This window comes from Paenibacillus sp. cl130, from assembly GCF_900116035.1.
In the GTDB taxonomy this organism is placed as follows: domain Bacteria; phylum Bacillota; class Bacilli; order Paenibacillales; family Paenibacillaceae; genus Paenibacillus; species Paenibacillus polymyxa_B.
In genome coordinates, this window is record NZ_FOYG01000001.1 from 784,948 (window position 1) to 810,464 (window position 25,517).

The following is a 25,517-nucleotide window of genomic DNA, read 5'->3' on the forward strand; positions in this document are numbered from 1 at the left end:
TAATAGTCTACTACTAAATTAAATATGCTAGCCGACGTACGGCTCTATCCGAAAAAAAGCATCACGAACGAATGTCGTGATGCTTTTGCCTCATTTAGGAGGAATACTGTGTCATTTCTGTCAGGCATTGAGCACAAATATAACGGTCTTTGAAATCGTTCACTTGTTCTACTGACCCGCAGAATACACATTTTGGACGGTAACGCTCCAAAATAATGTGGTCACCCTGAACCAAAATTTCGACAGGATCTCCCTCATTCATTTGGTACCTTTTACGCAGTGACTTAGGCAAAACTATTCTCCCCAGCTGATCAACTTTACGTACCACACCGGCAGGTTTCATCGTGATCGTACACCTCTCCTATTGAGTAATAACTTACAAATTTCTTACCATGCGAAAAACTAGGTACAAAGACACTATTCTTTATGTAGTATTCGCTGTCTTTTTGTCGAATCCTGCTGATCACAGGAAATTTTATTACATTTTTTCATAAAATCATGAACCATATCAAAGTATGGTACAGAATGTCTATAATATTTTTATCGACCGGAAAGCCAATTATCATTAGCCCTCGCTGAGAAATTTCGCAAATTTTCGACCATACAACCTTTATTTAAGCTCCACTGTCATGTACCTTTGAGCAACAAAGGTGAAACTCTTATTAGCAACTAAGGTCCTGGTTCTTTATTCGCATTTATACTTGTTCACTCGATGCTCTTTATGATAAATCCGGAAAATCCATTTGTCTCAGCGCTTCATATACAATAATCGCAGCGGAATTCGACAAGTTTAGAGATCTTACTTTATCAGACATAGGCATCTTGATACATGTATCTGGATTAGCAGCTAGCAGCTCTGGAGGCAAACCTTTCGTTTCTTTACCAAATACCAAGAAGTCTCCATCCTGAAATGCAATATCACTATATCGCTGATTCGCTTTGGTCGTCGCATAAAAAAAGCGGCCTTCCTGATATTTCTCCTGCACTTCAGCAAAAGACTCGTGATATTCAATGTGGACAGCATACCAATAATCAAGTCCAGCCCGTTTTAACGTGGCATCGTCGGTACGGAAGCCCAGTGGCTTCACCAGATGCAGATGAGTTCCGGTTGCAGCACACGTTCTGGCAATATTACCTGTGTTAGCCGGGATTTCCGGCTCGACAAGCACAATATGTAATGGCATCACGTTTCGTTCCCTTCATCATTAAATTCATCAGACAAATAACCTACAGTTTAACCAAAGTGTATACATTAAAAACATACACATTCTTTTATTTTAACAAAATCAGACAGATATGAACATCAAACGACAAAAATTTCAACCCACACCACTAAAAGCCTTCCCCTATACACATTCAGGGAAGGCTCTACATTTACTTTTTCGATTTTAAATATCGTGTATCGAAATATATGTCCGCGTAATTAACTGTTACGTTGCTTGAATCCGTCCATAAACTCGGCTAATGCTTGACAGTTCTCCAGTGGAACAGCATTGTAGATCGAGGCCCGAAGCCCTCCTACACTGCGATGTCCCTTCAGTCCGATAAATCCGGCCTGTTCGGATTCCTTAATAAATTGTTTTTCCAGATCCTCATTCGCGAGGCGGAAGGTTACATTCATGATAGAGCGATCAGCGCTGTCCACACAACCACGATAGAAGCCTTCGCTACTGTCAATACGGTCGTATAGCAAAGCAGCTTTCTGCTGGTTCACACGCTCAATGCCTTCCAAACCGCCTTCTTCCTGAATCCATTTCAGCACTTCATTCACCATGTATATGGCAAAGGATGGGGGAGTATTGTAGAGAGAGTTATTTTTTTCATATGTGCTATAACGCAACATCGTAGGAATATTGTCCGGTGAGGAAGTCAGCAACTCTTCACGGGCAATCACGACCGTCACACCAGAAGGTCCCAGATTTTTTTGTGCGCCAGCATAAATCAATCCAAATTGAGTAACATCAAAAGGCTTGCAAAAAATATCGCTGGACATGTCCACAATCAATGGTACGGACCCCGTATCCGGGAATTGCTTAAATTGTGTACCTTCAATCGTTTCGTTGGACGTCATATGCACATAAGCAGTATTCTCAGGCAAGTCCAAGGAATCCACATTCGGAAGACGCATGTACTTCTCATCAGCGGAGGATGCGGCAATATGAGCCTTGCCCAGTAGCTTGGCTTCTTTATATGCCTTGTCCGACCAGCTACCTGTCATTACATAGCTCGCAGTCTGTCCTTCGCGCAAGAAATTTAAAGGCAGCATTGCAAACTGCGTACTTGCGCCCCCTTGTAGGAATAACACCTTGTAGCCTTGTGGATTGCCCAGCAGAGATAACAGACGTTCCTGCGCCTCATTATGAACAGATTCATACACAGCTCCACGGTGAGACATTTCCATGATCGACATCCCTGTTCCCTGGAAATCTACGAATTCAGCTTGTACACGTTCCAGTACTTTAAGCGGCAATGCCGCTGGTCCTGCATTAAAATTGTAGGCTCTCTTACTCAACAAATTCCCATCCCTTCTCTACTCTGGTGTGGATATTATCGCTATGATAGCAGTATTCATAAATGCGTTCAAGACTTGTATAAAAATGTTTTCAATTTCATTTATGATGTGACAAAGTTGTGAATGTTAACGTATTTAACATCTTTATTTTGTAATTTTCACTTTAATATTAAAAGGTCCCCGGCATAAGACCGGAGACCTATCTTGAATAACAACTGTTACCCGTAAGCTAGTGGTTGTTATTCAAAGCAGCTAAGCAATCAAGTTATTAGCAGTCAAAATACAGGCTATATTCGTGTGGATGAACACGGATGTTCACCGATTTAGCTTCAGAACGTTTGAACTCTACATAGTTATCAATAAAGTCCTTCGTAAATACGCCACCTTCAGTTAAGAATTCGCAGTCAGCTTCCAGAGCATCCAAAGCCTCATCCAATGAACCAGGTACGCTACGGATTTTACCTTTTTCAGCGTCAGACAGCTCGTAGATGTTGGTGTCAAGTGGACCATAACCCAATTCGATTGGGTTCAATTTGCGCTTGATACCATCCAGACCCGCCATCAGCATCGCTGAGAAGGCAAGGTAAGGGTTAGCAGTGGAGTCTGGTGTACGGAACTCGATCCGACAGCCTTTTGGAGTAACAGCCGCTACTGGAATACGTACAGCCGCAGAACGGTTACCTTTGGAGAATACCAGGTTAACTGGTGCTTCGTAGCCAGGAACGAGACGTTTGAACGAGTTTGTGCTTGGATTTGTCAAAGCGATCAATGCAGGTGCATGGTACAGAATACCGCCAATATAATGAAGAGCCATTTCGCTCAGATTAGCATAAGCACCTTTTTCGTAGAACAAAGGAGTGTCACCATCGAAAATGGATTGGTGAACGTGCATACCACTTCCGTTGTCCCCGAAAATTGGTTTCGGCATGAATGTTGCCACTTTACCATATTGACGAGCTGTGTTGTGTACAATGTATTTATAGACGAGCAGGTTATCTGCTGTTTTCTTGAGTGTGTCAAAACGGAAGTTGATTTCCGCTTGGCCTGCCGTAGCTACCTCATGGTGATGGCGCTCAATTCTCAGACCTGCTTCTTCAAGCAAACGGCACATTTCACTACGGATATCTTGTTGGGTGTCTACTGGCGCTACAGGTACATATCCGCCCTTCACTCCCACTTTAAAGCCCAGGTTGCCGCCTTCTTCCTTACGGTTCGTGTTCCAAGCTGCTTCCTCGGAATCTACGAAGAAGGAGGAGCTATTCATGCCGCTTTCGTAGCGAACATCATCAAAGATGAAAAATTCGGACTCAGGTGCAAAAAATGCTGCTGTGCCCACTCCTGCGGATTGCAGAAATGCCTCAGCTTTTTTTGCAATGCCGCGAGGATCGCGGTCGTATTTTTCGCCATCTGGCGTAGCAATGTCACACAGAATATTCAGTGTAGGATGCTGAGTGAAAGGGTCGATAAAAACCGCTTCTGGATCGGGCAGCATAACCATGTCGGATTCCTCGATGCCACGATAGCCGGGAATGGAAGAACCGTCGAAAGCAACACCGTTAACAAATGTTTCTGCATCTACTTCGGAAGCTGGCAATGAAATATGGTGAGCACGACCAGACAAATCTACAAAACGAAAATCTACCCACTCAATATTATTTTCCTGAATTGTTTTCAATACGTTTTCAACGGACATGTCTTCTTCCTCCCAATTTTTCCGAACATTAAGTCTTATACAACCCTGAAATGTTCATGATCGAATGTTTTTTTCTGTCGTCATTATAAATCTCAAACATGACACGGGTCAATAGCTATGTAAGGTATTTTTTAAACTAATGTTAGATATGCTTACGCCCTTGATAACATTTGAATAGCACAAAAAGCCCGAAACATCGGGCTTTTAGGTAATTTAAATCTCATTACTGCGTTGCAGCAAAACTTTTATGCATTAATGTTAAACATTGGTTTTAAGCAATGGTACTAGGCGTGTGAAATGTTTTCCCCACAGCAGGAGCCAATATTTCCAAATCTTTCAGCAAATCTGAAAATTGATCTGGGAACAGGGATTGTACACCATCCCCCGTCATCGAGTTATCGGGATCTGTATGCATTTCAATAATTAGTCCGTCTGCTCCGGCAGCGACCGAAGCCTTCGTCATAGGAACAACCAATTCACGTCTACCCGTGCCATGACTAGGATCAGAAATAACCGGTAAATGGCTCAACTGTTGCAACACAGGGATCGCAGACAAATCGAGTGTATTTCTGGTGTAGGTTTCAAATGTGCGGATACCGCGCTCACACAGCATAACATTCGGATTGCCCCCTGCCAAGATGTACTCGGCAGCATTCAAGAACTCGTCATAAGTCGAGCTAAAGCCGCGTTTGAGCAACACTGGCTTGCCGCAAGTACCCAACTTACGCAGTAGATCGAAGTTTTGCATATTCCGTGTACCTACTTGCAGGATATCGGCATATTCCGCACAAATGTCTACGTATTCAGGTGTCATGACCTCTGTGATGGTCAGGAGGTCGTGCTTTTGGCCTGCTTCAGCCATCATGATCAAACCTTCTACACCAGTTCCCTGGAAGCTATAAGGCCCTGTACGCGGCTTAAAAGCACCTCCACGGAGAACTTGCGCACCTGCTGCTTTGACCAATCCAGCAATTTCATCTATCTGTGCAGCAGATTCAACGGCACATGGTCCACCCATAATGACAAGCTCGCCCCCGCCGATATTTACACCTTTAATGGAGATAACCGTATTTTCCGGATGAAAATCACGGCTGGCCAATTTGTAGGACTTCGATATTTTAACCACATTTTCTACGCCTTTCATTTGACGCAGATGTTCAGCCAGCTTGGGCTCTACGCTACCAATCAGTCCGATGATCGTGCGATCCGATCCCCTTGATACATGAGCCTGCAATCCTTCTTTCTCAATAACTTCAACAATAGCTTGAATATGTTCTTCAGGTGTTTGAACACCAGCGATAACGATCATTTTTTTCTTCCTCTCTATGATACATATTTTATTAACCCATTATAGATTGATATTATGACACTTAGACGCTTGTTCGCTTTTAAGCTTTTATTCGTTAAAGCAACTATACCTGTTTTAGCTATACTCGTCAAGGCTTAATTATCCCGAATTATTCAATATTCTAACTTAGTGAAGCTAACCGAATAATATCTATAAATTAAAACAATTTGAAAAGCCGCTATCCGGATGGTTGTATCCGAATAACGGCTGTAATCAATCACAAACTATTTCGTCGTTTTTGACTTCTCCCGTACAGGAGGCAGCAGTTTTTTCATATCTATGGTTCGCTGAATCTCCCACGTATCCGGGTTAGCCGCATCATACTGCTCCAAATACGTAATAACCTCTTTGGTAATCAGTGTCGGCGTGGAAGCCCCAGAAGTCACAGCCACTTTGGCTACTCCCTCAAGCCACTCCCTCTTCAGCTCGGTCACATCAGAAATACGATAAGCTGTTGTACCAGCAATTTCCTCCGAAACCTGAGCCAATCGGTTTGAATTGTTACTGCGCGGATCACCGACAACGATCACCAGATCCGCCTGTCCAGCCTGCTCAGCTACCGCTTCCTGACGTACCTGCGTCGCCAAACAGATTTCATTGTGTATCTCAGCACCTGGGAACTTCTCCAGCAGCTTCTTCATAATGTGCTTAATGTCCCATTGACTCATGGTCGTCTGATTCGTGATAAGGATTTTGCCAGCTGGTAACGTAAGACTGTCGATTTCTTCTTCCTTTTCAATCAGATGAACATGGTCAGGAGCAATACCGATAGCTCCCTCCGGCTCTGGATGATTCTTTTTGCCAATATAAACAATCTGATAGCCTTCGGCAGACTTCTCCCGAATCAGATCATGCGTTTTTGTGACGTCAGGGCAAGTCGCATCTACCGTAGTCAGCCCCTTGTCTCGTGCCAGCTTGCGAACCTCTGGTGATACGCCATGAGCAGTGAAGATAACAGTGCCGCTCTCTACCTGGCTTAAAATCTCCATACGGTTCGGACCGTCCAGTGTAATAATCCCTTCGTCTTCAAAGGAATTGGTGACATGACTGTTATGCACAATCATGCCTAATATATAAATAGGCCGGGGTAAGTCCAGATTTCTGGCTGCCTGACGTGCCAATACCATGGCATCGACTACGCCGTAGCAGTAACCCCGGGGCGAAATTCTGAGTACTTCCAAAATGAGCCCCCGCTTTCTTCGACACAGTATACAGCTCCAAAACTGGGCAGCTGTGGGCTTCCACGCCTCTACCGGCCAATTCTATGATGTAGTTGCCTTCCTATTATAGCCTATTCCAAAGGCGCGGAAAAGCTGACCGGAAGCCAGATGACAAATGTCGTTCCTTCTCCTTGGCGCGTAACCACTTCCACAGACCCGTGATGTTCATCAATAATCCACTTGGCAATAGATAGCCCCAACCCAATTCCCTCCGTCACCCCGCGTGACTCATCTGCCCGGTAAAAACGGTCAAAAATAAAGGGAACCTCACTCTTATCCATTCCAATGCCCGTATCACTGATCCGTAGCCCCACCTGTCCTTGATAAATAATGGCATCAAATCGGACTGTGCCTTCAGGTGTATATTTGAATGCATTATCAATGAAAATGAATAGCATTTGCTGCAAATAATCCTTGCTGCCATCCATATAAATACCATTCAGCAACGAAAAATCTCCCACATTCCATTCGGCCGTTCGCTCTAAAAACTGAGCACGACGGGCAACCTCACTTACAAGCGGTTCCAACGCAACGGGAGTCTTATCGAACGTTTTCCCTGTGTCCGCTCTCGCGAGTGACAACATATCACTCACCAAACGGCTCATCCGTTTGCCTTCATCCGCCATGTCATTTAATGCCTCCATAGAAAGCTCGCGAATCATCTCTTCATCCATATTCGGTCGCTCTCCTGGTTCGGTAGTCCACATTTTGAGCAAAAAATCAACGTTGCCACGGATCGTCGTTAGCGGCGTACGAAGCTCATGGGAAGCATCAGCCACAAAACGACGCTGTGCACCGTACGCATCTTCCAGCTCCTTGTAAAACACCTCTGTACGCCCCAGCATGTTGTTAACCGTCCCGATTAATTGTCCAATTTCATCTGGTGGTCCGTCATATTCAATCCGTACACTCAAATCATTACTGGATTGAATCTGATTTGCCCCCTCAATGACCTTGACCAGCGGCTTCATAGACTTGCGAGCCAGAAAGAGACCTGAGGTCGCAGCAGCGAGTAATGCAAACAACGAACCGTATACAAGCACATTTTGTAACCTGTTCATGAGTCGATCCTGAGAGCCCGTGAATTGTCCTACCTGTAGCAACCCGACCACCAACCCCAACTCCTCGGACTTAATGGGCTGTTGATAAATCATAAAGGAATCCCCATTTACGTTCACACGTCGAATCCCCTCATTTTGAACTGCTCCTGCCGCTGTAGATGGAACAGGGAAGGTGATATTGAGGTCTTTCATATTTTGGGTGGTTTTGGTAACCCCGGACGTATAATTGTAAATTTGTACATATAGCTGTGAGTCATCTATTCCACGCCCCTGCTCCAATCCTAAATCCAAGTTAGGGACTTCAAACAATCCCCCTTTAATAATAAGGCGTAATTGCTTGTTAATCTGTGGCGCCTGAGTCATAAGCTGACTTTTCACTTCATTATATGTGTAGTAATATACTAGTCCGTAAATAGCCAGACCAAAAATGACAAGTACAATAGCCAAGATGCTCGAATACCAAGCTGTCAGCCGCCACCGAATAGACATATTACACATCACCTCTTAAAATATAGCCAGCTCCCCGAATTGTACGAATGAGCCGTTTACCGCCATCCTGCTCCGTTTTTTGTCGTAGCATGGCAATATATACTTCCAGCACATTCGATTCTCCGCTATAGTCATAGCCCCAAATTTTGTCCATAATCAGATCACGCGACAGAACACGCTTGGGGTTTTGCATGAACAAATGGAGCAGTTCAAATTCTTTGGCTGTCAGTTCCAAGCGTTTGCCGCCACGAACCACTTCACGGGATTCGTTATCCAGTTGTAAATCCTCGAAGGTAAGCCGATTTCCGTTATTGTCCTGTTGTTCGGTTTTACGCCGCAAAAGCGCTCGCACTCGCGCCAGCAGCTCCTCCAGAGCAAACGGCTTGACGAGATAATCATCGGCCCCTAGATCCAAGCCCTTAACCCGATTCTCAACCTCATCCTTGGCTGTAAGCATCAGGACAGGTACCGTGCTTCCACCCTCCCGCATGCGACGGCATACCTCAAAACCATCGACCTGCGGCATCATTACATCCAGCACGACCACATCAGGCTCAGCTGTCAGCATTTTATTTAATCCCTCTGCTCCATTGGCGGCTGTCAGCACTTCATAGCCTTCAAATGCCAGCCCTCTGCGTAGCATGGAAACAATTTTTTCATCGTCATCAATAATCAGAATAGTAGAACGCATACACGATCGAACTCCTTTATCTCTTCTTTTCCCTCTATTGTAGCAGGAGTAGACGCGTGTAGCATCTGGCTGCTCCATACAGCAAGAAACGGAAGGGATCTTCCTTCCGTTTCTTGCGTGCACATGTTCATTTTTGTAGAGTTATCAGCTTATTGCTGAAGCGTCGAGCTAAAGTCATTTTTGTTGCCTATTTTCAGCTGAACATCTTTTTTCTGCCCAGCTCGTTCGATGTTAAGCGTCAGTGCTGTACCCACTTTTTGTTTTTGAATGAACTGGATCAGCTCTTGTGATGTGCTATAAGGCGTGCCATTGGCTCCGATAATCACATCGTAAGGACGCAGATCGGCCTGATAAGCTGGCGATTTGTATATAATATCCCGTACTACCGAGCCTTCGGTTAGGGATGTGCCCAATTCTTTGGCTACTTCAGGACTCAAATTTAACAGACTTGCACCAATGAAAGGTACAGGTTCTTTCGGGATAGGCTGGTTATTTTTCAGCTTATCGACGACTTCCAAAATTGTATTGGACGGAATCGCAAACCCGATTCCCTGTGCGTCTGCACTAACAGCTACGTTCATACCGATAACCTGCCCTTGCAGATTTAACAGCGGTCCGCCAGAGTTACCAGGGTTAATGGACGCATCCGTCTGAATGAGATGCTTGTATTGCGTCGGTTTTCCAGTCGATTCACTATTAATGGTGATCGTACGTTCTTTCGCACTTAGCACCCCGGCTGTTACCGAATGCTCAAAGCCTTCAGGGTTGCCGATTGCGACCATCCACTCGCCGACTTTAGCGTTATCGGAGTCACCCAAAGTTACTGTCGGAAAGTTGTTTTTGCCTTCAATTTTAAGTACCGCCAAATCAAGATCAGCATTTTTGCCCAAGACTTTGGCTTCGTAAGGCTTATTAGTTCCCTCTACTGTAACCTGAACCACACTCGCGCCTTCAACAACATGGTTGTTGGTTAGGACGTAACCCGATTTATCAAAAATAAAACCGGAACCAATACCAAGCGGAGTCAGCTGCCCGCTGTTGCTACCTTCATTTTCATTACTGTTACCGCTACTGCCACTGTCACCATACTGATTACCGAAAAAGTATTGATACAGCGGGTCATTGTAATAAGGGCTGCTTTGTCTGCCGCTGCTACCACTGGTTTGTTTGGCAAGCGTTTCGATTTTGACGACTGCCGGACCAGCCTTGGCCACAACAGATTGAACATCAGCGGTACCTGAAGGCATCACAGCCGGAACTGCGCTTGGAGTCGAGCCAGTTGTTCCTGAATTAGTCGTTTCTCCACTTTCAGCTGCCGCCGAAGTTAACGCCGTCTCGGGTGTGAACATATTTGTTCGGTCAGCTGTGTACATCAATACCGTAATGACCAGCATCCCAGCCAAAAAAGATAAGAAAATTGTTTTCACCTGCGACTTGGGCTTATTCGGTTTGAATTGCCAGTTGCCACCATTCCGACCCGAACCATCCTGTTGCTCAGGCATAGCGCGATGGTATGAGGGAGGAAGAGGTCTCACTGCCTGTGGTGGCGTAATCTCAACATCCTTTTCCACCGACTGCCCTTCCTTACGTTGTCCGTCCGATTGAACTGAAGAAAAAGGGCCGTAAGAATAATAATATGAGGAACCGTTCGAATCGTTTTGCCGAGTTGCATTATCGGTATCAACCTGATCGTTGTCGTTCCGGCGTCCGGAGTTATTATTTTTAAATTCGTCCATTGTATATCTCCTCCCAAACCCTATGCTTCAAGGTGGTGTTGTTTAACTGACTTTATTTTGCACTTTAAACCTTAATTCCACCTTAAAAACAATTAAAAAGGAGATAAAACCTTAGACCTATTGTACCTATTCACTTTCACTTAAAACGAAATGCCCCGGATATAATCCGGAGCATTATCAATTGTATATGCTTTTTTATTTCGTGTTAAAGTTTTCGTCGAACTTTTCGTTCGGTGTTTGAGCATTGTTTTGAACTTTGTTGCGACTGGAGTTTTGAACTTTTTGAGCTACAGCGCCTGTACCGCCTTGTTCTGTTGCAAATTCTTCATCATACTTCTCATTTGGTGTCTGAAAGTTGTCTTGAATTTTATTTTGTTCAGACTGCTTTACCTTTTGTGAAACGACACCAACCGTATTGTCTTGTGCAAATTCCGCTTTGAACTGATTTCCTGCGCTTGCCTTGAAGCCTTTGTTCGTGAAAGAACTTCCGCCTTGATTTGGCATAATTCTCAACCTCCCAGTATGTTTTGCGGGATAAGCTCATCCCGCAACATAGTATGTGATGTTGGAAAAAACAATATTCAAGGATTATATGGAAGCATCCAGTGTCGCGGTCGGAATAGTTTTATGCGTTTCTATCACCTTTTGGAGCGATTTGACCATCTTTTCTGTACATTTTCCGTTCCCTTTTTTTATAATTTGAACATCCACATCTTTCTTGCCCCATTCAGAATATACCTGCCGGGTTGTTTTAAAATACAAGTCAATTTTATTGCCCTTAATCGCAGAACCTGTATCTGCTACAATCCCGTATCCATAACCTGGAATGTACAATATGCTTCCCAAAGGAAACGTTTTGGGATCAGCCGCAATCGTAGACAGTGTGTTCTTGTCACGACGCACTTTTACACCGGAATACGTAATACCGTAACCGGGATGACTTGGCCGTTTGCCAGTCGATTCATAGCCTGCTGTATATCCTGTTGCCGTGACCGTCATGGTCGTAATAACCTGCTCTTCGCGTGGAGCTAAAACAGGTGTGGACTGCCATTTTTTATGCTGGACCGGTTCTTTGTGACCGTAAACTTCATTGCCGGGCAATACCAGACAGGTTGCAATTAACACGGTTCCCAAAATCCGTTTCCATACCAACATGGATCTCATAAAAAACCTCCCCTTGAGGCAAAGGCTTTCCAGAAATCCATTAGTTTATACGAACAGATTATTATTTTTGAACATCCTGACCTGGATAAAGTCTGCTCAGTTTCACTTTATCTTCAAAAATATGCAGGAGTGTCCGCACTATGGGGGTGTGTTCATCGTCTGTGTGCAATATAATGGAAGCAGGAGAAATCGAAATAAGGGTGCTCACGATTCGATCCTCGACCTCCATTTCCAATTCAATGCCTGGCATCTCGACAATGATGTCATCTGCATCAGGAATCGGTATGGGCACCATGGCACTATCCAGAATCGTAAAATTATGTCCGCCTTGGTGAAGTACGTGTACGAGCGGAACTTTGCTTTCCTGAAAAAAAACAAAATATTTAAGCAGCCCCATAAATTCTTCGTATTGCCGATCTGCCCAGAATTCTTCCATAGCATAGTCGACGATTTCTTCAAGCTCTTTTTTATACGCATGGAGCCTAAATTGAATCAGCCCTTCCAAATTGATCACACGAAGCTCCTTGAAATCCTTCTCCAGGAGAGTAGTCAGCTTACCATGACGCTTCAAACGACCTCTGGGGCCATCATCGTTTAACAGTGAACGAATCATACTGCGAATTTGCTCTGCATCCTCTTTCTCCAGCAACGAACAGGCTTTGGTGAGAATGAGATTGAGCAGCCCCCACTCCTTGACTTCGATAATATAATCCGCTATTGCCGAAGACATGATGCTGTATACACAGGGGAGAAAGCTTTCAAACGCCGAATTGCTTTCTGTGCCCTTGCAGGTCCATGCCACTTTGTTATCCAGCTGTCTGAAAGTGAATCGAAATCCGCGCCGTGACATATGTAGTCCCTTTGTTCTACTTTTGACCACTTCGTAAAACCGGTCGGTTTCCTGATCTCCGTCTGTATTGGTCCACACTGTAAACAGTTCCATTGGCTCACTCCTTTCGATCACTGCTTTCAGTATATGGCGGCCTCTGAAGGGTTATACGAAGTGAACGACTGGAAACAGAAAGACATATTCAAAAGAGGATGATCTGGTTTCAAAAAGCCGGTTGGCGTGTTATAAACATTACTGTGATATAGGAAAAAAACCGAAAGACGTTTGAATATTTAGGGTGGGGTATGTTAAGGTTATAGTAATATGAATTTTTCACAAGAGGGAGGAGATAAGATGTCAACGATGCTGAACATGCTGCGTACATTCATGATCGTCATATTGAGCCTCGTTCAGATTTTGTCCCTTCCTGTGACGTTTCATGCGGAAGACACCACTCAATCCCTTCAGTTTACGGCGGGATCTTCTCTTATGCCTCATGCTGATATTTCCTCGTTAGAAACAGACTCTCACGGTCTGGAGCATCATTCCAAACCAGCTATACGCAAGTCCTCCCCTTTACTTCATCTGGTGATCGCTGCGGCCAAATCACTTCCCTTTGTCATTTTGATAGCGCTTGTGCTGCTATTGAGCATCCCTAAACTACGTCTGCCTTTTATTCCTGTCATTTGCAAACTAAAGAAGCAATTGTACTTGTTCCCCATCAAATTTACCTCTAGTTATGTGGCTTAACCTCCCTTTGCATGCACATCACCACATTTGCATGTCTATTTGTTAACCTGTCCCAATAAGTGTAATACGTAAAGTCTATTTATCAGGTTTTTTATGTTAATTTATAAAATTTAATACAAAAAGAAAGTTTCCATGTCACTCCCAAAGTATGTGATTTATTTCCCATACCATTCATTTAAATAACGTATCATACAGGAGGCTTTACAAATGGATATTCGAGAGTCTATTTTGCCAGGAATCGGGATTAAGTATCGAATAGATGCAGAGAGTGGCGACCGAATTGTCATTATTATTCATGATGATGGCAGGCGCGAGTTGTATCACTTTGATTACGAGGATCTGGAACAAAGTATTTCTATGACAACCCTGAATGATCAGGAAGCGCGATTGGTAGCCTCCATCATCGGTGGTATGACCTATAAGCCCAAACAGCTTGAAAGTGTAGAAATGACGTTTGACGATTTTATTATCGAATGGTATAGAGTGGAATCTCATTATGCAAGTGTCGGCAAATCCATCGGTGAGCTGGATGTAAGGCAAAATTCGGGAGCCACTGTTATTGCCATTGTGGAGAAAAAAGGAAAGAAATATGTAAATCCTGGTCCTGAAGTGATGATTAACGATGATGCCACTGTAGTCGTTGTTGGGGAACGCGATCAGCAAAAACGCTTTAAACAAATCCTTATGAACGGAAGCGGGTGATTGGATGGATCATCTGGTATTTGAGGTTGGATTGGCTATTGCTCTCATCGCTGCAGCCGGACTTATTTCCTCCAAACTGCGCTTCTCGGTCATCCCTTTTTATATCCTGATCGGAATGGCAGTTGGGCCACATGCGATGGAGCTATGGCATTTTGATTTTCGCTTTATCGAAAGCGCCCCATTTATTGATTTTATGGGAAGAATCGGAGTGCTGTTTCTTCTCTTCTACTTGGGTCTCGAGTTCTCAGTAGGTCGGTTAATTAAATCAGGCCGTTCCATTGCCGTGGGCGGAACCATTTATATTGGCATCAATTTTACACTGGGGCTGGCTCTTGGCTTCCTGAGCGGCTTTCCTGTAGCAGAGACACTGGTTATCGCCGGAATTACAACAATATCATCCAGTGCTATTGCTGCGAAGGTGCTGGTAGATCTCAAGCGGACCGCCAATGCTGAAACTGAAATGATTTTGGGCATTATTATGTTCGAGGATGTTTTCCTCGCCGTATACATCTCCATCCTCTCCGGATTGGTTCTTAGCGATTCATCCTCGCTCGGTGGTGTGCTGCTATCAGCGCTAATCGCGCTAGGCTTTATGCTTGCAGTCATTATTATCGGCCGTAAGGCCGTCCCTCTGTTAAATCGGATTCTCCGTATTCGCTCCAATGAGGTATTCGGACTTGTTGTTTTCGGCTCTCTGTTTCTGGTGGCTGGTTTTTCGGAAACGATTCATGTGGCGGAAGCTATCGGCGCCCTGTTAGTCGGTCTGGTACTGGCCGAAACGGAACATGCCAAACGTATCGAGCATTTAATTGTTCCTTTCCGCGATTTCTTTGGCGCCCTGTTTTTCTTCAGCTTTGGATTATCCATTGATCCACTGTCCCTGGGAGGAAACGCGATATGGCTTGCACTGGCAGCAGTCGTCCTCACGTTGTTTGGTAACATTTGGGCAGGAATGCTGGCTGGGCGTACGGCCTCCTTATCTCCCAAAGCGTCAGCAAATATCGGCCTGACCATTGTGGCACGGGGTGAATTTTCGATTATCATGGCCAACTTGGGTAAAGAAGGCGGTTTGCTTGATATTGTTCAACCCTTTGCAGCCATCTATGTACTCATACTGGCGATTCTTGGACCACTTCTGACAAAGCAGTCAAAACCTATTTTTAATATGTTAAACAAAATATTTAAGTTCAAGGACCCCCGCCTACGAAAGGAAGAAAGTAAATCGGCGTAATTGTAAAAGCTGGATACGACAATCCATAGGAGGGAAGGCTATGCCGCACGCTGTAAAACATGCCGAAACTCTATGAGGCGGCTTGTGAAGCCCGCTTCAGGAGATGCGAGCAGGTTCCCTGTCTTTTATACGGTGATTGGCGGAATTACGGCATCCGTCGGTCTGGAATTGTTTTTGCATCCGCATGATATGATCGCTGGAGGCGTCACGGGGATCTCCAGACTCATGTCGCTTTATACACAGGAGCATTTTGGGTTACTGCTATTCGTTTTGAACTTGCCACTCATGCTGCTGTATTCTCTGTCTACTCACAAACCCATGCTGCTTCGTGCACTACCCGGCTTGTTCGCCTTTTCGGGCTCAGCCATCATTCTTTCGCCTTTTCCGGCAGTGAGCGGCCATCCGGTCGTATGTGCTTTGGGCGGCGGAATCTGTATAGGGCTTGGCGCAGGGCTGGCAGCTCGTCACGGTGGTCTGCTCGATTCACTAGGACTTAACGAGTCAGACGATGGCCGTCCATCCACATTATTGCTAACACATCGCAAGATTCCGTTAATACAGATTGTTATGCTGTGTAATGGTCTGCTGCTCATTACGGCTGGCTTTGTGCTAGGCTGGGAGCCAGCTCTCTATTCAGCCTTATCCTGCCTCGCCGCCTATGAAACGACCCGGCTGATGTTTACCGGTCTGACGCGTATGGTTTGTGTTGTCAGCAAGAAACAGCAAACCATCGAAGATGCCATATATCGCAGGCTGCGTATACACAGCACGCCTGTTGTAGACTCTGCCCAGATAGAGGGCAAGATTAAAAGCGAATCTGAGGATAAAAAAGAACAAATGGTCATCGTTTACAGCGTTCATCTGTTGGATTTGCAGCGCTTTAAGGCAGTCATCCAAATGGCAGACCCGCAGGCTGAGATCATGTATATGAAACGATGGAAAGCTTAGCAAAGTAACACATCAAAAAACGCTTATCTACACTAATCCTTGTACATAGATTAGTGATGGATAAGCGTTTTGTAATTAACAATATATTAACGGATATTAATTTTGCATGATAAAATCATGTTCAATACTGCTGGCACTGTCAAAAGTACGAATAATATCATAACGGGTATTGCGCTGTGCCGGAACGTGACCCGTCTCGCGGATCAACTGTAAAATGGATTCGATGTTAACCTTATACGTTGCGCCTGCAGCAGAAACTACGTTTTCCTCAATCATGGTGCTGCCAAAATCATCGCAACCGTAGTACAACGATTTTTTACCGATTTCAGGTCCCATGGTTACCCATGAAGACTGAATATGCTTGATGTTATCCAATACAAGACGACTGATCGCAACGGTCTTCAAATATTCCTCCGGCGTCTGGCGTTCCTTCTTCAGATTGGTGTTGTCTGGCTGGAAGGTCCAAGGAATAAAGGCCAAAAATCCTTCAGAATTATATTTGTTTTCAATGCATTCGTCCTGAGCATCACGAACACGCAACAAATGCAGCGCACGCTCCTCCATCAACTCACCAAAGCCGATAACCATCGTAGCAGTCGTGTTCATCCCAACCTTGTGAGCCGTTTGCATCACATCCATCCAATCACGCCAAGAGCCTTTGAGACGGCTAATTTTGCGGCGTGTGCGGTCATCCAAAATTTCTCCGCCTCCACCCGGAAGCGAATCCAATCCAGCTTCGTGAATGGCTCGAATCGTGTCTTCCATGGATAGACCGGATTTTTCCTTCATTTTGTGAATTTCAGCTGGCGAGAAGGAGTGCATCGTAATATCGGGAAAACGCTCCTTGATAGCTTTCAGCAAATCCGTATAATAACTGAACGGCAGATTCGGATTCACACCGCCTTGCATTAGAATTTCGGTGCCACCTACATCCTGCGTTTCCTTGATCTTCTGAAAGATCACCTCATCCGGCAAAACATAACCTTCATCAGAACCCGGTCTACGGTAAAAAGCGCAGAAGCGACAGTATACGTCACATACGTTCGTATAGTTAATATTTCGTCCGATGACGAAGGTTTTAATGGGATCGGGGTGCATGCGATTCATAACTTTATTCGCCGCATGACCTATTTTTTCTACCTCATCTGATTCGAACAAAGCAACGGTATCCTCTAAATTCAGGCGTTCGCCGCGTAGGGCTTTATCTAAAATATGGTCGATTACACTCATGGTGTATCCTCCTTCGCTGTCACAGGGCGACGAAATGAAAGACAGGACTTATGAACGAGAATGCTTTCACAAACCTGCGTTCGAACCCTGCCGTAATGTATGTTCATGACTGGCCTTGTATGTTGTCTGTGCTATTTAGCATAGTAAAACCTAATGATAATACTAACATATCTTTAGGTAAGGAACCATACTTATTCCCGCTTCTTTCTGCTTTTCACCTAGGAAAACAGGCAACTGCCAAGCTTATCTCAACATTGCATATAGCCAAGAAATAAGAAAACAGAACTGAAAAGTGCATTTTTTCACACTGTCCTTCATGTCATTCTTATAGAAAACAGCAAGCCTCCTGAATGAATGGAAACTTGCTGTTTAGTACTGTACATATTTGCTCCCTGCCTGAAGACGACAAAGATACTACTGATGTGCTAACGCTCTAGCGCAGCGCCTCATCCAGATCACTAATCAGGTCGTCAATATCCTCCAGACCTACGGAGAAACGAAGTAATCCGTCCGTAATCCCGCGCTCCAATCGTACACTATGGGGCATAGCCGCGTGTGACATCATCGCCGGATACGACAAGATGCTTTCCACAGCTCCCAGACTCACCGCTACAATTGGAATACGTACGCGACTGAGGACTTCTTTTGCACGCTCACCAGAACCCACATCAAACGATATCACTGCACCATAACCGCTGGATTGACGCTCATGAACTTCACGTCCTGGATGATTCTCCAGACCCGGGTAGTACACCGCCTCAATGTCGTTGCGCTCGTTCAGCCAATTGGCGAGCTTTGCTGCACTCTTTTCGCTGTGAGCCATACGAGCCTCCAGTGTCTTCATACCGCGCATGAGCAACCATGATTCCTGCGGAGCCAGCACGGTACCCAGTCCATTTTGGAGCTGCTTGATTTGTCTCCCCAGCGATTCGGTACGTGCTACCGCAAGTCCTGCCAGCACATCGCTGTGTCCGCCCAGAAACTTGGTCGCACTGTGCAATACAATATCGACACCCTGCTCAATCGGACGTTGATAATAAGGTGTCATAAAAGTATTATCCAATAGCGTCAAAAGTCCGTTATCCTGTGCCCAAGAGGTTATTCCTGCTACATCGGTAATTTTGAGTGTCGGATTGGACGGGGTTTCCATATATACAGCCCTTGTATTCTCCTGTAACGCCTCTTTCACAAGGTTGAGGTCCGTCATGTCAACAAAGGTCGTTTCGATATTCATCCGTTTCAAAATGGAGGTCAGCAGTCGATATGTTCCTCCATATACGTCCTCTGAAACAATGACATGATCTCCAGCAGACAAGAGCATAAATGTAGTAGAGATGGCCGCCATACCTGATGCAAAGGCAAAACCGCTAGCTCCGCCTTCTAATAAGGCGATATAATCCTCCAAAGCTTGTCGTGTCGGATTACCTGAACGGCTATAGTCATGCTGTGGAGGATTAAAAATATCATGATGGTGAAAGGTAGAAGCTTGATAGATCGGGACGCTCGAAGCCCCCGTAACACTGTCAATTTCAGAGCCGAAATGCAGCAGCTTGGTAGCGAACTTCCGCTCTTTGTCCAGATCCTGGCCGATCCTTCTCGCATCCTCTATCATTGCTGCTCCCCTCCTTCTACTTCTTGACGTGCCGCTTCCAGCGCCGAACGCAAATCTTCAATTAGGTCGTCTGTATGCTCAATGCCGACGGAGAAACGCAACAGCCTGTCATCTACCCCGACTGCATCCCGAATTTCTGCTGGTATGTCCGCATGTGTCTGCACAGCGGGATAGGTCATTAATGATTCCACACCGCCGAGACTTTCCGCAAACGCAATGAGCTTAATGTGACGAAGCAAAGGCTCCACATAACGAGCATCCTTTACTTTAAAGGAGAAGATACCCGTATTTCCGCTGGATTGTTTATTTTGAATCTCACGACCTGGGTGGCCTTCGAGAGCTGGATAAAATACTTCCGCCACCGCCGGATGCGTCAGTAAATAGTTAGATAGCACTGTTGCATTATGCTGATGTCGGTCCATACGCAGCGCTAACGTCTTCATCCCCTTCATCAACTGATAGCAGTCGCTCGGGGAAAGCACGGCCCCTATGGAATTGTGCAGGAAGGAAATTTCAGCTGATAGCTCTTTGCCTTTGGTTACGATCAGCCCTGCCAGCACATCATTGTGTCCGCCCAAATATTTGGTTGCGCTATGTACCACAATATCCGCGCCCAGCTCCAATGGCCGCTGGAAATATGGGGTTAGCAGCGTATTATCTACAATGGTAAGCAACTGATGTTGTGATGCCCACTCGGCAACCGCTCGAATATCAGTGATCATCATTAACGGATTTGTAGGTGTTTCTATGAATACAGCTTTGGTATTCGGTCGACATGACTGTTCGAGTGCTTCAAGATCGTTCGTATCCACATAACTTGCTGTTACACCAAATTTAGATAAAATACGCTCCAGCAAGCGATATGTCCCGCCATACAGATCCAGCGATACAATGAGGTGATCTCCCTGTCCAAACAATGCAAATACCGTTTGCAGCGCCGCCATACCTGAGCTACATGCAAAACCTGCATCACCAGATTCAAGTGCAGCAGAAGCCTCTTCCAGTACCTTTCGCGTGGGATTGATCGTCCGAATGTAATCAAATCCTGTGCTTTGACCTAGACGGGGATGGCGGAACGCCGTAGATTGGTAAATCGGGTAATTAACAGCCCCGGTTACTGGCTCCTCTACTGAACCGATTTGTGCCAATCTGCTTTCGATTTTCCACTGTTTCTCACTCATATGAATCCTCCTGTTAACTTCCATAGTGGGTGCTATAACATATCCTGCAAAAATGGATGTCAAAGACTATACTGCTGCGCTACTGCAAGGTGGTACTGTACAAGGGTAAACTACAAGCCCCTTTTTAAATCTGGGGCCCGATATCGTAAGGTGTTTCTTGGTATACATAATAGTTCAGCCAATTCGAGAATAATAAATTGGCGTGCGCTCGCCAGATTGAGGGCGGTGTGCGCTTGGGATCATCATTAGGGAAATAATTTTTGGGGACTTCAACTTCCATTCCTTTGCCCACATCGCGGTCGTATTCCCATTTCAGGGAAAGCGGGTCATATTCAGAATGCCCAGTTACAAAAATTTGTTTACCGTCAAGCGTGGCTACGAGGTACACTCCAGCTTCCTCGGATTCGGATAAAACTTCTAATTCGGCAATATGATCAATATCTTCCCGCCGAACCTCCGTATGTCTGGAGTGAGGAGCATAAAACAGTTCATCAAAGCCGCGTAGCAATTTTACTTTAGGTTTAATCACAGTGTGTGGAAATACGCCAAAGCATTTGTAGTCGAGCCCGTATTTTGGGACATCGAAATGATGGTATAAGCCTGCCTGTGAGGCCCAACAGATATGCATGGTCGAAGTTACATTCGTTTTCGTCCATTCAAAGATTTGCTGGATCTCCTCCCAGTAGTTCACATCCTCAAACTCAAGCTGTTCAACCGGGGCTCCTGTAATGACCATGCCGTCAAAACGACTGTTCTTGATCTCGTCAAACGTTTTATAGAACATGTTCAAATATTCTTGCGATGTATTTTTGGATACATGAGATTTCATGTGCACCAGCGTGACGTCCACTTGCAGCGGCGTATTGCCGACCAAGCGCAACAGTTGGGTTTCCGTCGTCTCCTTTGTAGGCATTAAATTCAAAATGGCGATACGCAACGGACGAATATCCTGATGATAAGCCAAGCTTTCATCCATTACGAAAATATTTTCGCCCTCCAGCACTTCCTTGGCAGGTAGCGTGTCTGGGATTTTAATCGGCATGTAAACTCACTCCTTGTTCGGTAAGTTTTGCGAAAATCGTCTTGTTGAGATGCCGGGCATATAATAAAAAGACCTTTCTCAGGTTAGAGAAAGGTCATATTTGTATCCATATGCGCCTCTCTCATCTGTCAGGGCAACGCTCTTTGTACAAAGCGCGCGTCCTGCAAGAATTAGCACCGTGCGATTAAAATCGCCGGTTGCCGGGTATCATCGGGCTAGTCCCTCCACCTGCTCTTGATAAGATTTCGCTATATTCATTTTAGGTTCACAAAGTTCTTGTTGTTCACTTTAATGCATCGGCTGGGCTTCGTCAAGATGGGACTTTTAAATTTGTACCCTGCATTCACATTTTGTCTACCTTTTCCATAGGTTAAATCATATCCCTCCTATCGCTGAAGCTCTTGCCACTACTGTTGATTTAGCCCATGATTTTGCGCTTGAAAGGCCGTAGGCCGAGCGTTATACTATACAAGTGCTATTAGGCAAAAATATGGAGCAGTAGTGCAGATTTGAGTGTTTCCTGCGATACTGTGGCAATCTAAAAAAGAACATTTGAGAGGTGAATCCGGAATGGAAGGCGACCCGAGTCCGAATAGGCGGCGATCCCTGAACAACAGCATAGGAATGACTTCAGCTTGCCGAAAGACGGGACGCCAGGCTCTGCATGCTCCAAAAGCCTCCGGCTTTTGATGGGAGTGCACGCTTACCCGCACCGGCTAACTGGCTAACTGAGTCCATTCCTTATGCTTAAGGTAAACGTATTTCCGTTACGACGGAGCATAAGGAGTGACATATATGAAAATCCGTTTGGTCAACAACGGGGTTTTTACCCCTGTCGAAGAAATTGAAATGGCGCTTACTGCACCGGCAGAAGGTTTTTATTGGATTGATGCCGATGTCGATGATTTGGCAGTGCTCCAGCCTTTATTTTCCATGCATGATCTTGCAGTAGAAGACTGTTTGAGTGAAGAAGAACAGCGTCCGAAGATTGAAATTTATGAAAGCCATTATTTTATCGTTGTAAATAGCATTCGTTTTGATGATGAAGAAATATTTTTGCGAGCTTTGAACATTTTTCTCGGCCGCCATTTTATCATTACGGTGACCAAGCAGAAAATAAATGAGCTTCGTACCCTCAAGCCTATGCTGTGGGAGCAAGAAGTCAGCCAGCCTGACCGTTTTATGTATCTGTTGGTCGACTTGATTGTTGACAACTATTTTCTGGTTGGTGACCGGATTGAGGTCCGCATTGAGAAGCTGGAAGAAGATATTCTAATGCATACGAAAAAGTCGCATTTGAACGAAATCATCGGCTTACGAAGTGAGATTCTGTGGCTGAAAAAAGTGCTGGGTCCACAAAAAGAAGTCATCAATACCCTGAACAAACGGGATTTGCGGCTCATCGACGATCAATTGCAAAAATATTTCAGCGACATTTATGAAAATGCTGTGAAAATTTCGGAGACTTTTGAAACTTACCGCGACTTGATGGGTAACCTTCGAGAAGCTTATCAATCCAGTATCGCCAACCGTGCCAATGAAATTATGCGTGTGTTTACGGCAATTACGACCGTATTTATGCCATTGACAGTCATTACCGGAATATATGGGATGAACTTCGATAATATGCCTGAGCTTCATACACGTTATGGCTATTTTGTCGTCATTGGTATTATGGTGGCATTAGGTGTCAGTATGTTCTGTATTTTCCGCAAGAAAGACTGGGTTTAAAAAGAACAGGGGGGAAAAGTACCGAGTTGGATACTTTTTTCGATTTTCAGCTTGGTCATAAAAAGCAGCAGCCGTGTCCTGTGTGGAACTCGCTGCTGCTTTTTAGTATGTTGAACCCTGAATGTACTTTAATACTTTAGCTTTATTCAATCAGTTCTATATTATCCAACATGTCGGTCGGGTACCTGCTGATGACGAAACCGTATACGGATCAGACGCAGACGCTCGTAAATTTGATCCAGTCCTGTTTCGGTTGCCTTTTCTTCCCCATACACTTTCAGCATGACGGGCTTGAGCAGCGTATCCCCCAACTCTTCATAAGCAGACCAGATGGCTGCCTGCTCCTCCTCAGATACATTCACCAACTCCTTGCGGATCAGCTTCTCCATATCAATGCCATCCCTGTCCAAATGCTCCACAGCTTCAATCATCTCTCTACGATGCAAACCTGTCTTCATTCCGATATGCTCCAGTGAAAGACCGTCCGAAATGCCTTCGATAATCGTTCTAGTTAGGCTGAATTTGTTCAGCTCCTGCCTGTACTGGTTCTCTTTTTGCTTGTATAGCCATGACAAAAAAACTTCTTCTTCCAGCGTCTCTGTTACCCAGTTTAACGGAAATGGTGTGGTCCGGTCATTTTGTGTCGTAATAGCCAATAGCTCCGTCCCATATTGCGACACTTTACCCTGCCCCATACCAGGCAGTTCCAACAGTTCTTCTTCGGTATGGGGAAGATAGACGCTAATGAGTCGAAGCAGCCGATTCGTAGCGATAAAATAAGGTGCTTTTCGTTCCGTTGCTGCCTTTTGCCGTCTCCACATCGTCAACTGCTCATACACTTCATCACGTGGAAACAAATCACTGTAGCAATACAGCTTTTGCAGCGTTTGTCCTCGTCCTGATGATCCTTCTTGCTCATGAAATACGCCATGGATTAAGGGCCTATAGCCCTCAGCCATTTTGAGCGCCAGCTCATGACGGTATACATGTAGTAATTCCTGCCACAAGCTGCCCTCATACCAAAGGTCGTCTATACTTTCATCCGGGACATGCTGTGTGCTCCAGCCTGCACTCCATCCCCCTTCATGCTGCCCAATCCATACCTGAGCAAAGTCCTCATAGCCCTGTTCATTTCGTTTGGACAAGCGATTTAAAAATACAATATCCATGATTTCTTCCTCCCTCATATCGTTGAAAGACAGTCCCGCACAACACAAAAACGCAAAAAAAAGCACCCATCCTGCGTATTCGCAAGAAAGGTGCTTCCCTTTTTGAGCCGTACTATACTGTTGCCTATATAATAACCGTACCTTGGAGTGCCGTCAACCATAAATTCTAATGATTCAGCTTTTCCTTTGCCAATGCCAGAGCACCGCACAATCCAGCATTGTCACCCAATCCCGGAGATACGATATATTGCTCAATATCTGTTGCCAGACTCGAATGCTGTACGTATCCGTTCAAAAGTTCTTGAAGCTTGGTACGAATGAGCGGGAACAGTTGGTCCTGCTTCATCACTCCCCCGCCCATAATAATTTTTTGCGGTGACAGGATTAATACATAGCTCATTAAAGCCTGTGCCAGATAGTACGCTTCCATTTCCCAGGCCGAGTGATCGACAGAAAGCTCATGTCCTTTAACCTTCCATCTTTTTTCGAGCGCAGGACCTGCTGCCAGTCCCTCCAAACAATCTCCGTGATAAGGACATGTCCCCTCGTAAGTATCTTCTGGGTGACGACGTACCAGAATATGCCCCATTTCCGGGTGGGATAATCCATGTATCAGCTTTCCACCAACCAAAGCACCCGCCCCGATGCCTGTACCTATCGTAATATACAGACAGTTGTCCAATCCTTTGGCGGCACCCCAAATAGACTCACCAAGTGCTGCTCCATTCACATCCGTGTCAAACCCCATAGGCACATCAAAATGCTCTTTCAGTTTGCCAATCAGATTGTAATTTCCCCAATGTGGCTTTGGCGTTGTTGTAATATAGCCATATGTATCACTACCTTCGATAGGATCAATCGGCCCGAACGAGCCTACGCCCAATGCTTCAATGCCCTTGCCTTCAAAAAATGCGATGACATTCTCCATTGTTTCTGCTGGGGTGGTTGTTGGAAAGCTCGCCCGTTCCAGTACCTCTCCACGTTCGTTGCCAATTCCACATACAAATTTGGTACCGCCTGCCTCAATTGCTCCCAATACTGTCATAGTTGCTGTTGTCCCCTTTCGATAATCCGGTTCTCTCTCCACTATATTCACCTGAAATGTACCTGAGGTCAATCCCCTTATCGCAATTGTATATAATCCTTCACATGACTATATAACTCCGTCGACATATGGG

General features: G+C 45.1%; 23 protein-coding genes and 1 riboswitch. Of the genes, 5 read left to right on the forward strand and 18 right to left on the reverse strand.

Going from position 1 to position 25,517, the window contains the following annotated elements:
- Positions 1-94: 94 nt before the first annotated feature.
- The 12 genes from BM358_RS03675 to BM358_RS03730 all read right to left on the reverse strand — a co-directional run bounded on the left by BM358_RS03675 (position 95) and on the right by BM358_RS03730 (position 12,857).
- Entirely contained in the window at positions 95-343 is a 249-nt protein-coding gene (locus BM358_RS03675; protein ID WP_013309439.1) for an AbrB/MazE/SpoVT family DNA-binding domain-containing protein, read from the reverse strand.
- 376 nt (positions 344-719) lie between these two features.
- Complete coding sequence (gene trmL, locus BM358_RS03680; protein ID WP_023987805.1) at positions 720-1,184, reverse strand: tRNA (uridine(34)/cytosine(34)/5-carboxymethylaminomethyluridine(34)-2'-O)-methyltransferase TrmL; 465 nt, start codon at positions 1,182-1,184, stop codon at positions 720-722.
- 239 nt (positions 1,185-1,423) lie between these two features.
- Complete coding sequence (gene serC, locus BM358_RS03685; RefSeq protein WP_028542950.1) at positions 1,424-2,515, reverse strand: 3-phosphoserine/phosphohydroxythreonine transaminase; 1,092 nt, start codon at positions 2,513-2,515, stop codon at positions 1,424-1,426.
- A 265-nt stretch (positions 2,516-2,780) separates the two neighbouring features.
- Positions 2,781-4,205 carry a type I glutamate--ammonia ligase gene (gene glnA, locus BM358_RS03690; RefSeq protein WP_028542951.1) on the reverse strand — a complete coding sequence of 475 codons (1,425 nt, stop codon included), beginning with the start codon at positions 4,203-4,205 and terminating at the stop codon, positions 2,781-2,783.
- 271 nt (positions 4,206-4,476) lie between these two features.
- Complete coding sequence (aroF, locus tag BM358_RS03695; RefSeq protein WP_023987802.1) at positions 4,477-5,514, reverse strand: 3-deoxy-7-phosphoheptulonate synthase; 1,038 nt, start codon at positions 5,512-5,514, stop codon at positions 4,477-4,479.
- 263 nt (positions 5,515-5,777) lie between these two features.
- Positions 5,778-6,734: a 4-hydroxy-3-methylbut-2-enyl diphosphate reductase gene (locus tag BM358_RS03700; RefSeq protein WP_013309434.1), complete on the reverse strand. Its 957-nt coding sequence runs from the start codon at positions 6,732-6,734 to the stop codon at positions 5,778-5,780.
- Between the two features lie 110 nt (positions 6,735-6,844).
- Positions 6,845-8,323: a sensor histidine kinase gene (locus tag BM358_RS03705; protein WP_013309433.1), complete on the reverse strand. Its 1,479-nt coding sequence runs from the start codon at positions 8,321-8,323 to the stop codon at positions 6,845-6,847.
- 1 nt (position 8,324) lies between these two features.
- A complete protein-coding gene (locus BM358_RS03710; RefSeq protein WP_013309432.1) occupies positions 8,325-9,014 on the reverse strand; it encodes a response regulator transcription factor in 690 nt (229 codons plus the stop codon).
- 149 nt (positions 9,015-9,163) lie between these two features.
- Positions 9,164-10,750 carry a S1C family serine protease gene (locus BM358_RS03715; RefSeq protein WP_023987800.1) on the reverse strand — a complete coding sequence of 529 codons (1,587 nt, stop codon included), beginning with the start codon at positions 10,748-10,750 and terminating at the stop codon, positions 9,164-9,166.
- A 195-nt stretch (positions 10,751-10,945) separates the two neighbouring features.
- On the reverse strand, positions 10,946-11,254 hold the full coding sequence (locus tag BM358_RS03720) for a hypothetical protein (protein ID WP_023987799.1): 309 nt from the start codon (positions 11,252-11,254) through the stop codon (positions 10,946-10,948).
- Between the two features lie 84 nt (positions 11,255-11,338).
- Positions 11,339-11,914, reverse strand: coding sequence for a 3D domain-containing protein (locus BM358_RS03725; RefSeq protein WP_023987798.1), 576 nt, complete (start codon positions 11,912-11,914; stop codon positions 11,339-11,341).
- A gap of 61 nt (positions 11,915-11,975) precedes the next feature.
- A complete protein-coding gene (locus BM358_RS03730; RefSeq protein ID WP_028542952.1) occupies positions 11,976-12,857 on the reverse strand; it encodes a putative sporulation protein YtxC in 882 nt (293 codons plus the stop codon).
- Positions 12,858-13,097: 240 nt separating this feature from the next.
- Between BM358_RS03730 and BM358_RS03735 the strand changes: the two genes are divergently transcribed.
- The 4 genes from BM358_RS03735 to BM358_RS03750 all read left to right on the forward strand — a co-directional run bounded on the left by BM358_RS03735 (position 13,098) and on the right by BM358_RS03750 (position 16,374).
- Positions 13,098-13,493 carry a hypothetical protein gene (locus BM358_RS03735; RefSeq protein WP_025723301.1) on the forward strand — a complete coding sequence of 132 codons (396 nt, stop codon included), beginning with the start codon at positions 13,098-13,100 and terminating at the stop codon, positions 13,491-13,493.
- Positions 13,494-13,700: 207 nt separating this feature from the next.
- Positions 13,701-14,195 (forward strand): cation:proton antiporter regulatory subunit, encoded by a 495-nt coding sequence (locus BM358_RS03740; RefSeq protein ID WP_023987795.1) that lies wholly within the window; start codon positions 13,701-13,703, stop codon positions 14,193-14,195.
- 4 nt (positions 14,196-14,199) lie between these two features.
- Positions 14,200-15,426, forward strand: a complete 1,227-nt coding sequence (locus tag BM358_RS03745) for a cation:proton antiporter (RefSeq protein ID WP_028542953.1) — start codon at positions 14,200-14,202, stop codon at positions 15,424-15,426.
- A gap of 84 nt (positions 15,427-15,510) precedes the next feature.
- Positions 15,511-16,374 carry a YitT family protein gene (locus BM358_RS03750; protein WP_028542954.1) on the forward strand — a complete coding sequence of 288 codons (864 nt, stop codon included), beginning with the start codon at positions 15,511-15,513 and terminating at the stop codon, positions 16,372-16,374.
- A 96-nt stretch (positions 16,375-16,470) separates the two neighbouring features.
- On the opposite strand, the gene mqnC is transcribed toward BM358_RS03750, so the two are convergent.
- The 4 genes from mqnC to metA all read right to left on the reverse strand — a co-directional run bounded on the left by mqnC (position 16,471) and on the right by metA (position 21,439).
- Positions 16,471-17,604, reverse strand: a complete 1,134-nt coding sequence (gene mqnC / locus BM358_RS03755) for a cyclic dehypoxanthinyl futalosine synthase (protein ID WP_023987792.1) — start codon at positions 17,602-17,604, stop codon at positions 16,471-16,473.
- A gap of 433 nt (positions 17,605-18,037) precedes the next feature.
- Positions 18,038-19,216: an aminotransferase class I/II-fold pyridoxal phosphate-dependent enzyme gene (locus BM358_RS03760; protein WP_028542955.1), complete on the reverse strand. Its 1,179-nt coding sequence runs from the start codon at positions 19,214-19,216 to the stop codon at positions 18,038-18,040.
- Positions 19,213-20,397 (reverse strand): PLP-dependent transferase, encoded by a 1,185-nt coding sequence (locus tag BM358_RS03765; protein ID WP_023987790.1) that lies wholly within the window; start codon positions 20,395-20,397, stop codon positions 19,213-19,215. The genes BM358_RS03760 and BM358_RS03765 overlap by 4 nt, the downstream gene beginning before the upstream one ends.
- A 124-nt stretch (positions 20,398-20,521) precedes the next feature.
- On the reverse strand, positions 20,522-21,439 hold the full coding sequence (gene metA, locus BM358_RS03770; protein WP_028542956.1) for a homoserine O-acetyltransferase MetA: 918 nt from the start codon (positions 21,437-21,439) through the stop codon (positions 20,522-20,524).
- Between the two features lie 118 nt (positions 21,440-21,557).
- Positions 21,558-21,683: riboswitch (SAM riboswitch) on the reverse strand.
- 551 nt (positions 21,684-22,234) lie between these two features.
- On the opposite strand from metA, the gene corA reads away from it, so the two are divergent.
- Entirely contained in the window at positions 22,235-23,170 is a 936-nt protein-coding gene (gene corA, locus BM358_RS03775; RefSeq protein ID WP_023987788.1) for a magnesium/cobalt transporter CorA, read from the forward strand.
- Between the two features lie 161 nt (positions 23,171-23,331).
- Here the strand turns inward: corA and BM358_RS03780 are convergent, their stop codons facing one another.
- On the reverse strand, positions 23,332-24,339 hold the full coding sequence (locus BM358_RS03780) for an HRDC domain-containing protein (RefSeq protein WP_028542957.1): 1,008 nt from the start codon (positions 24,337-24,339) through the stop codon (positions 23,332-23,334).
- Positions 24,340-24,505: 166 nt separating this feature from the next.
- The gene (locus BM358_RS03785; RefSeq protein ID WP_023987786.1) at positions 24,506-25,384 is read right to left on the reverse strand and encodes an ROK family protein; all 879 of its coding nucleotides are present in this window, start codon (positions 25,382-25,384) and stop codon (positions 24,506-24,508) included.
- Positions 25,385-25,517 lie beyond the last annotated feature (133 nt).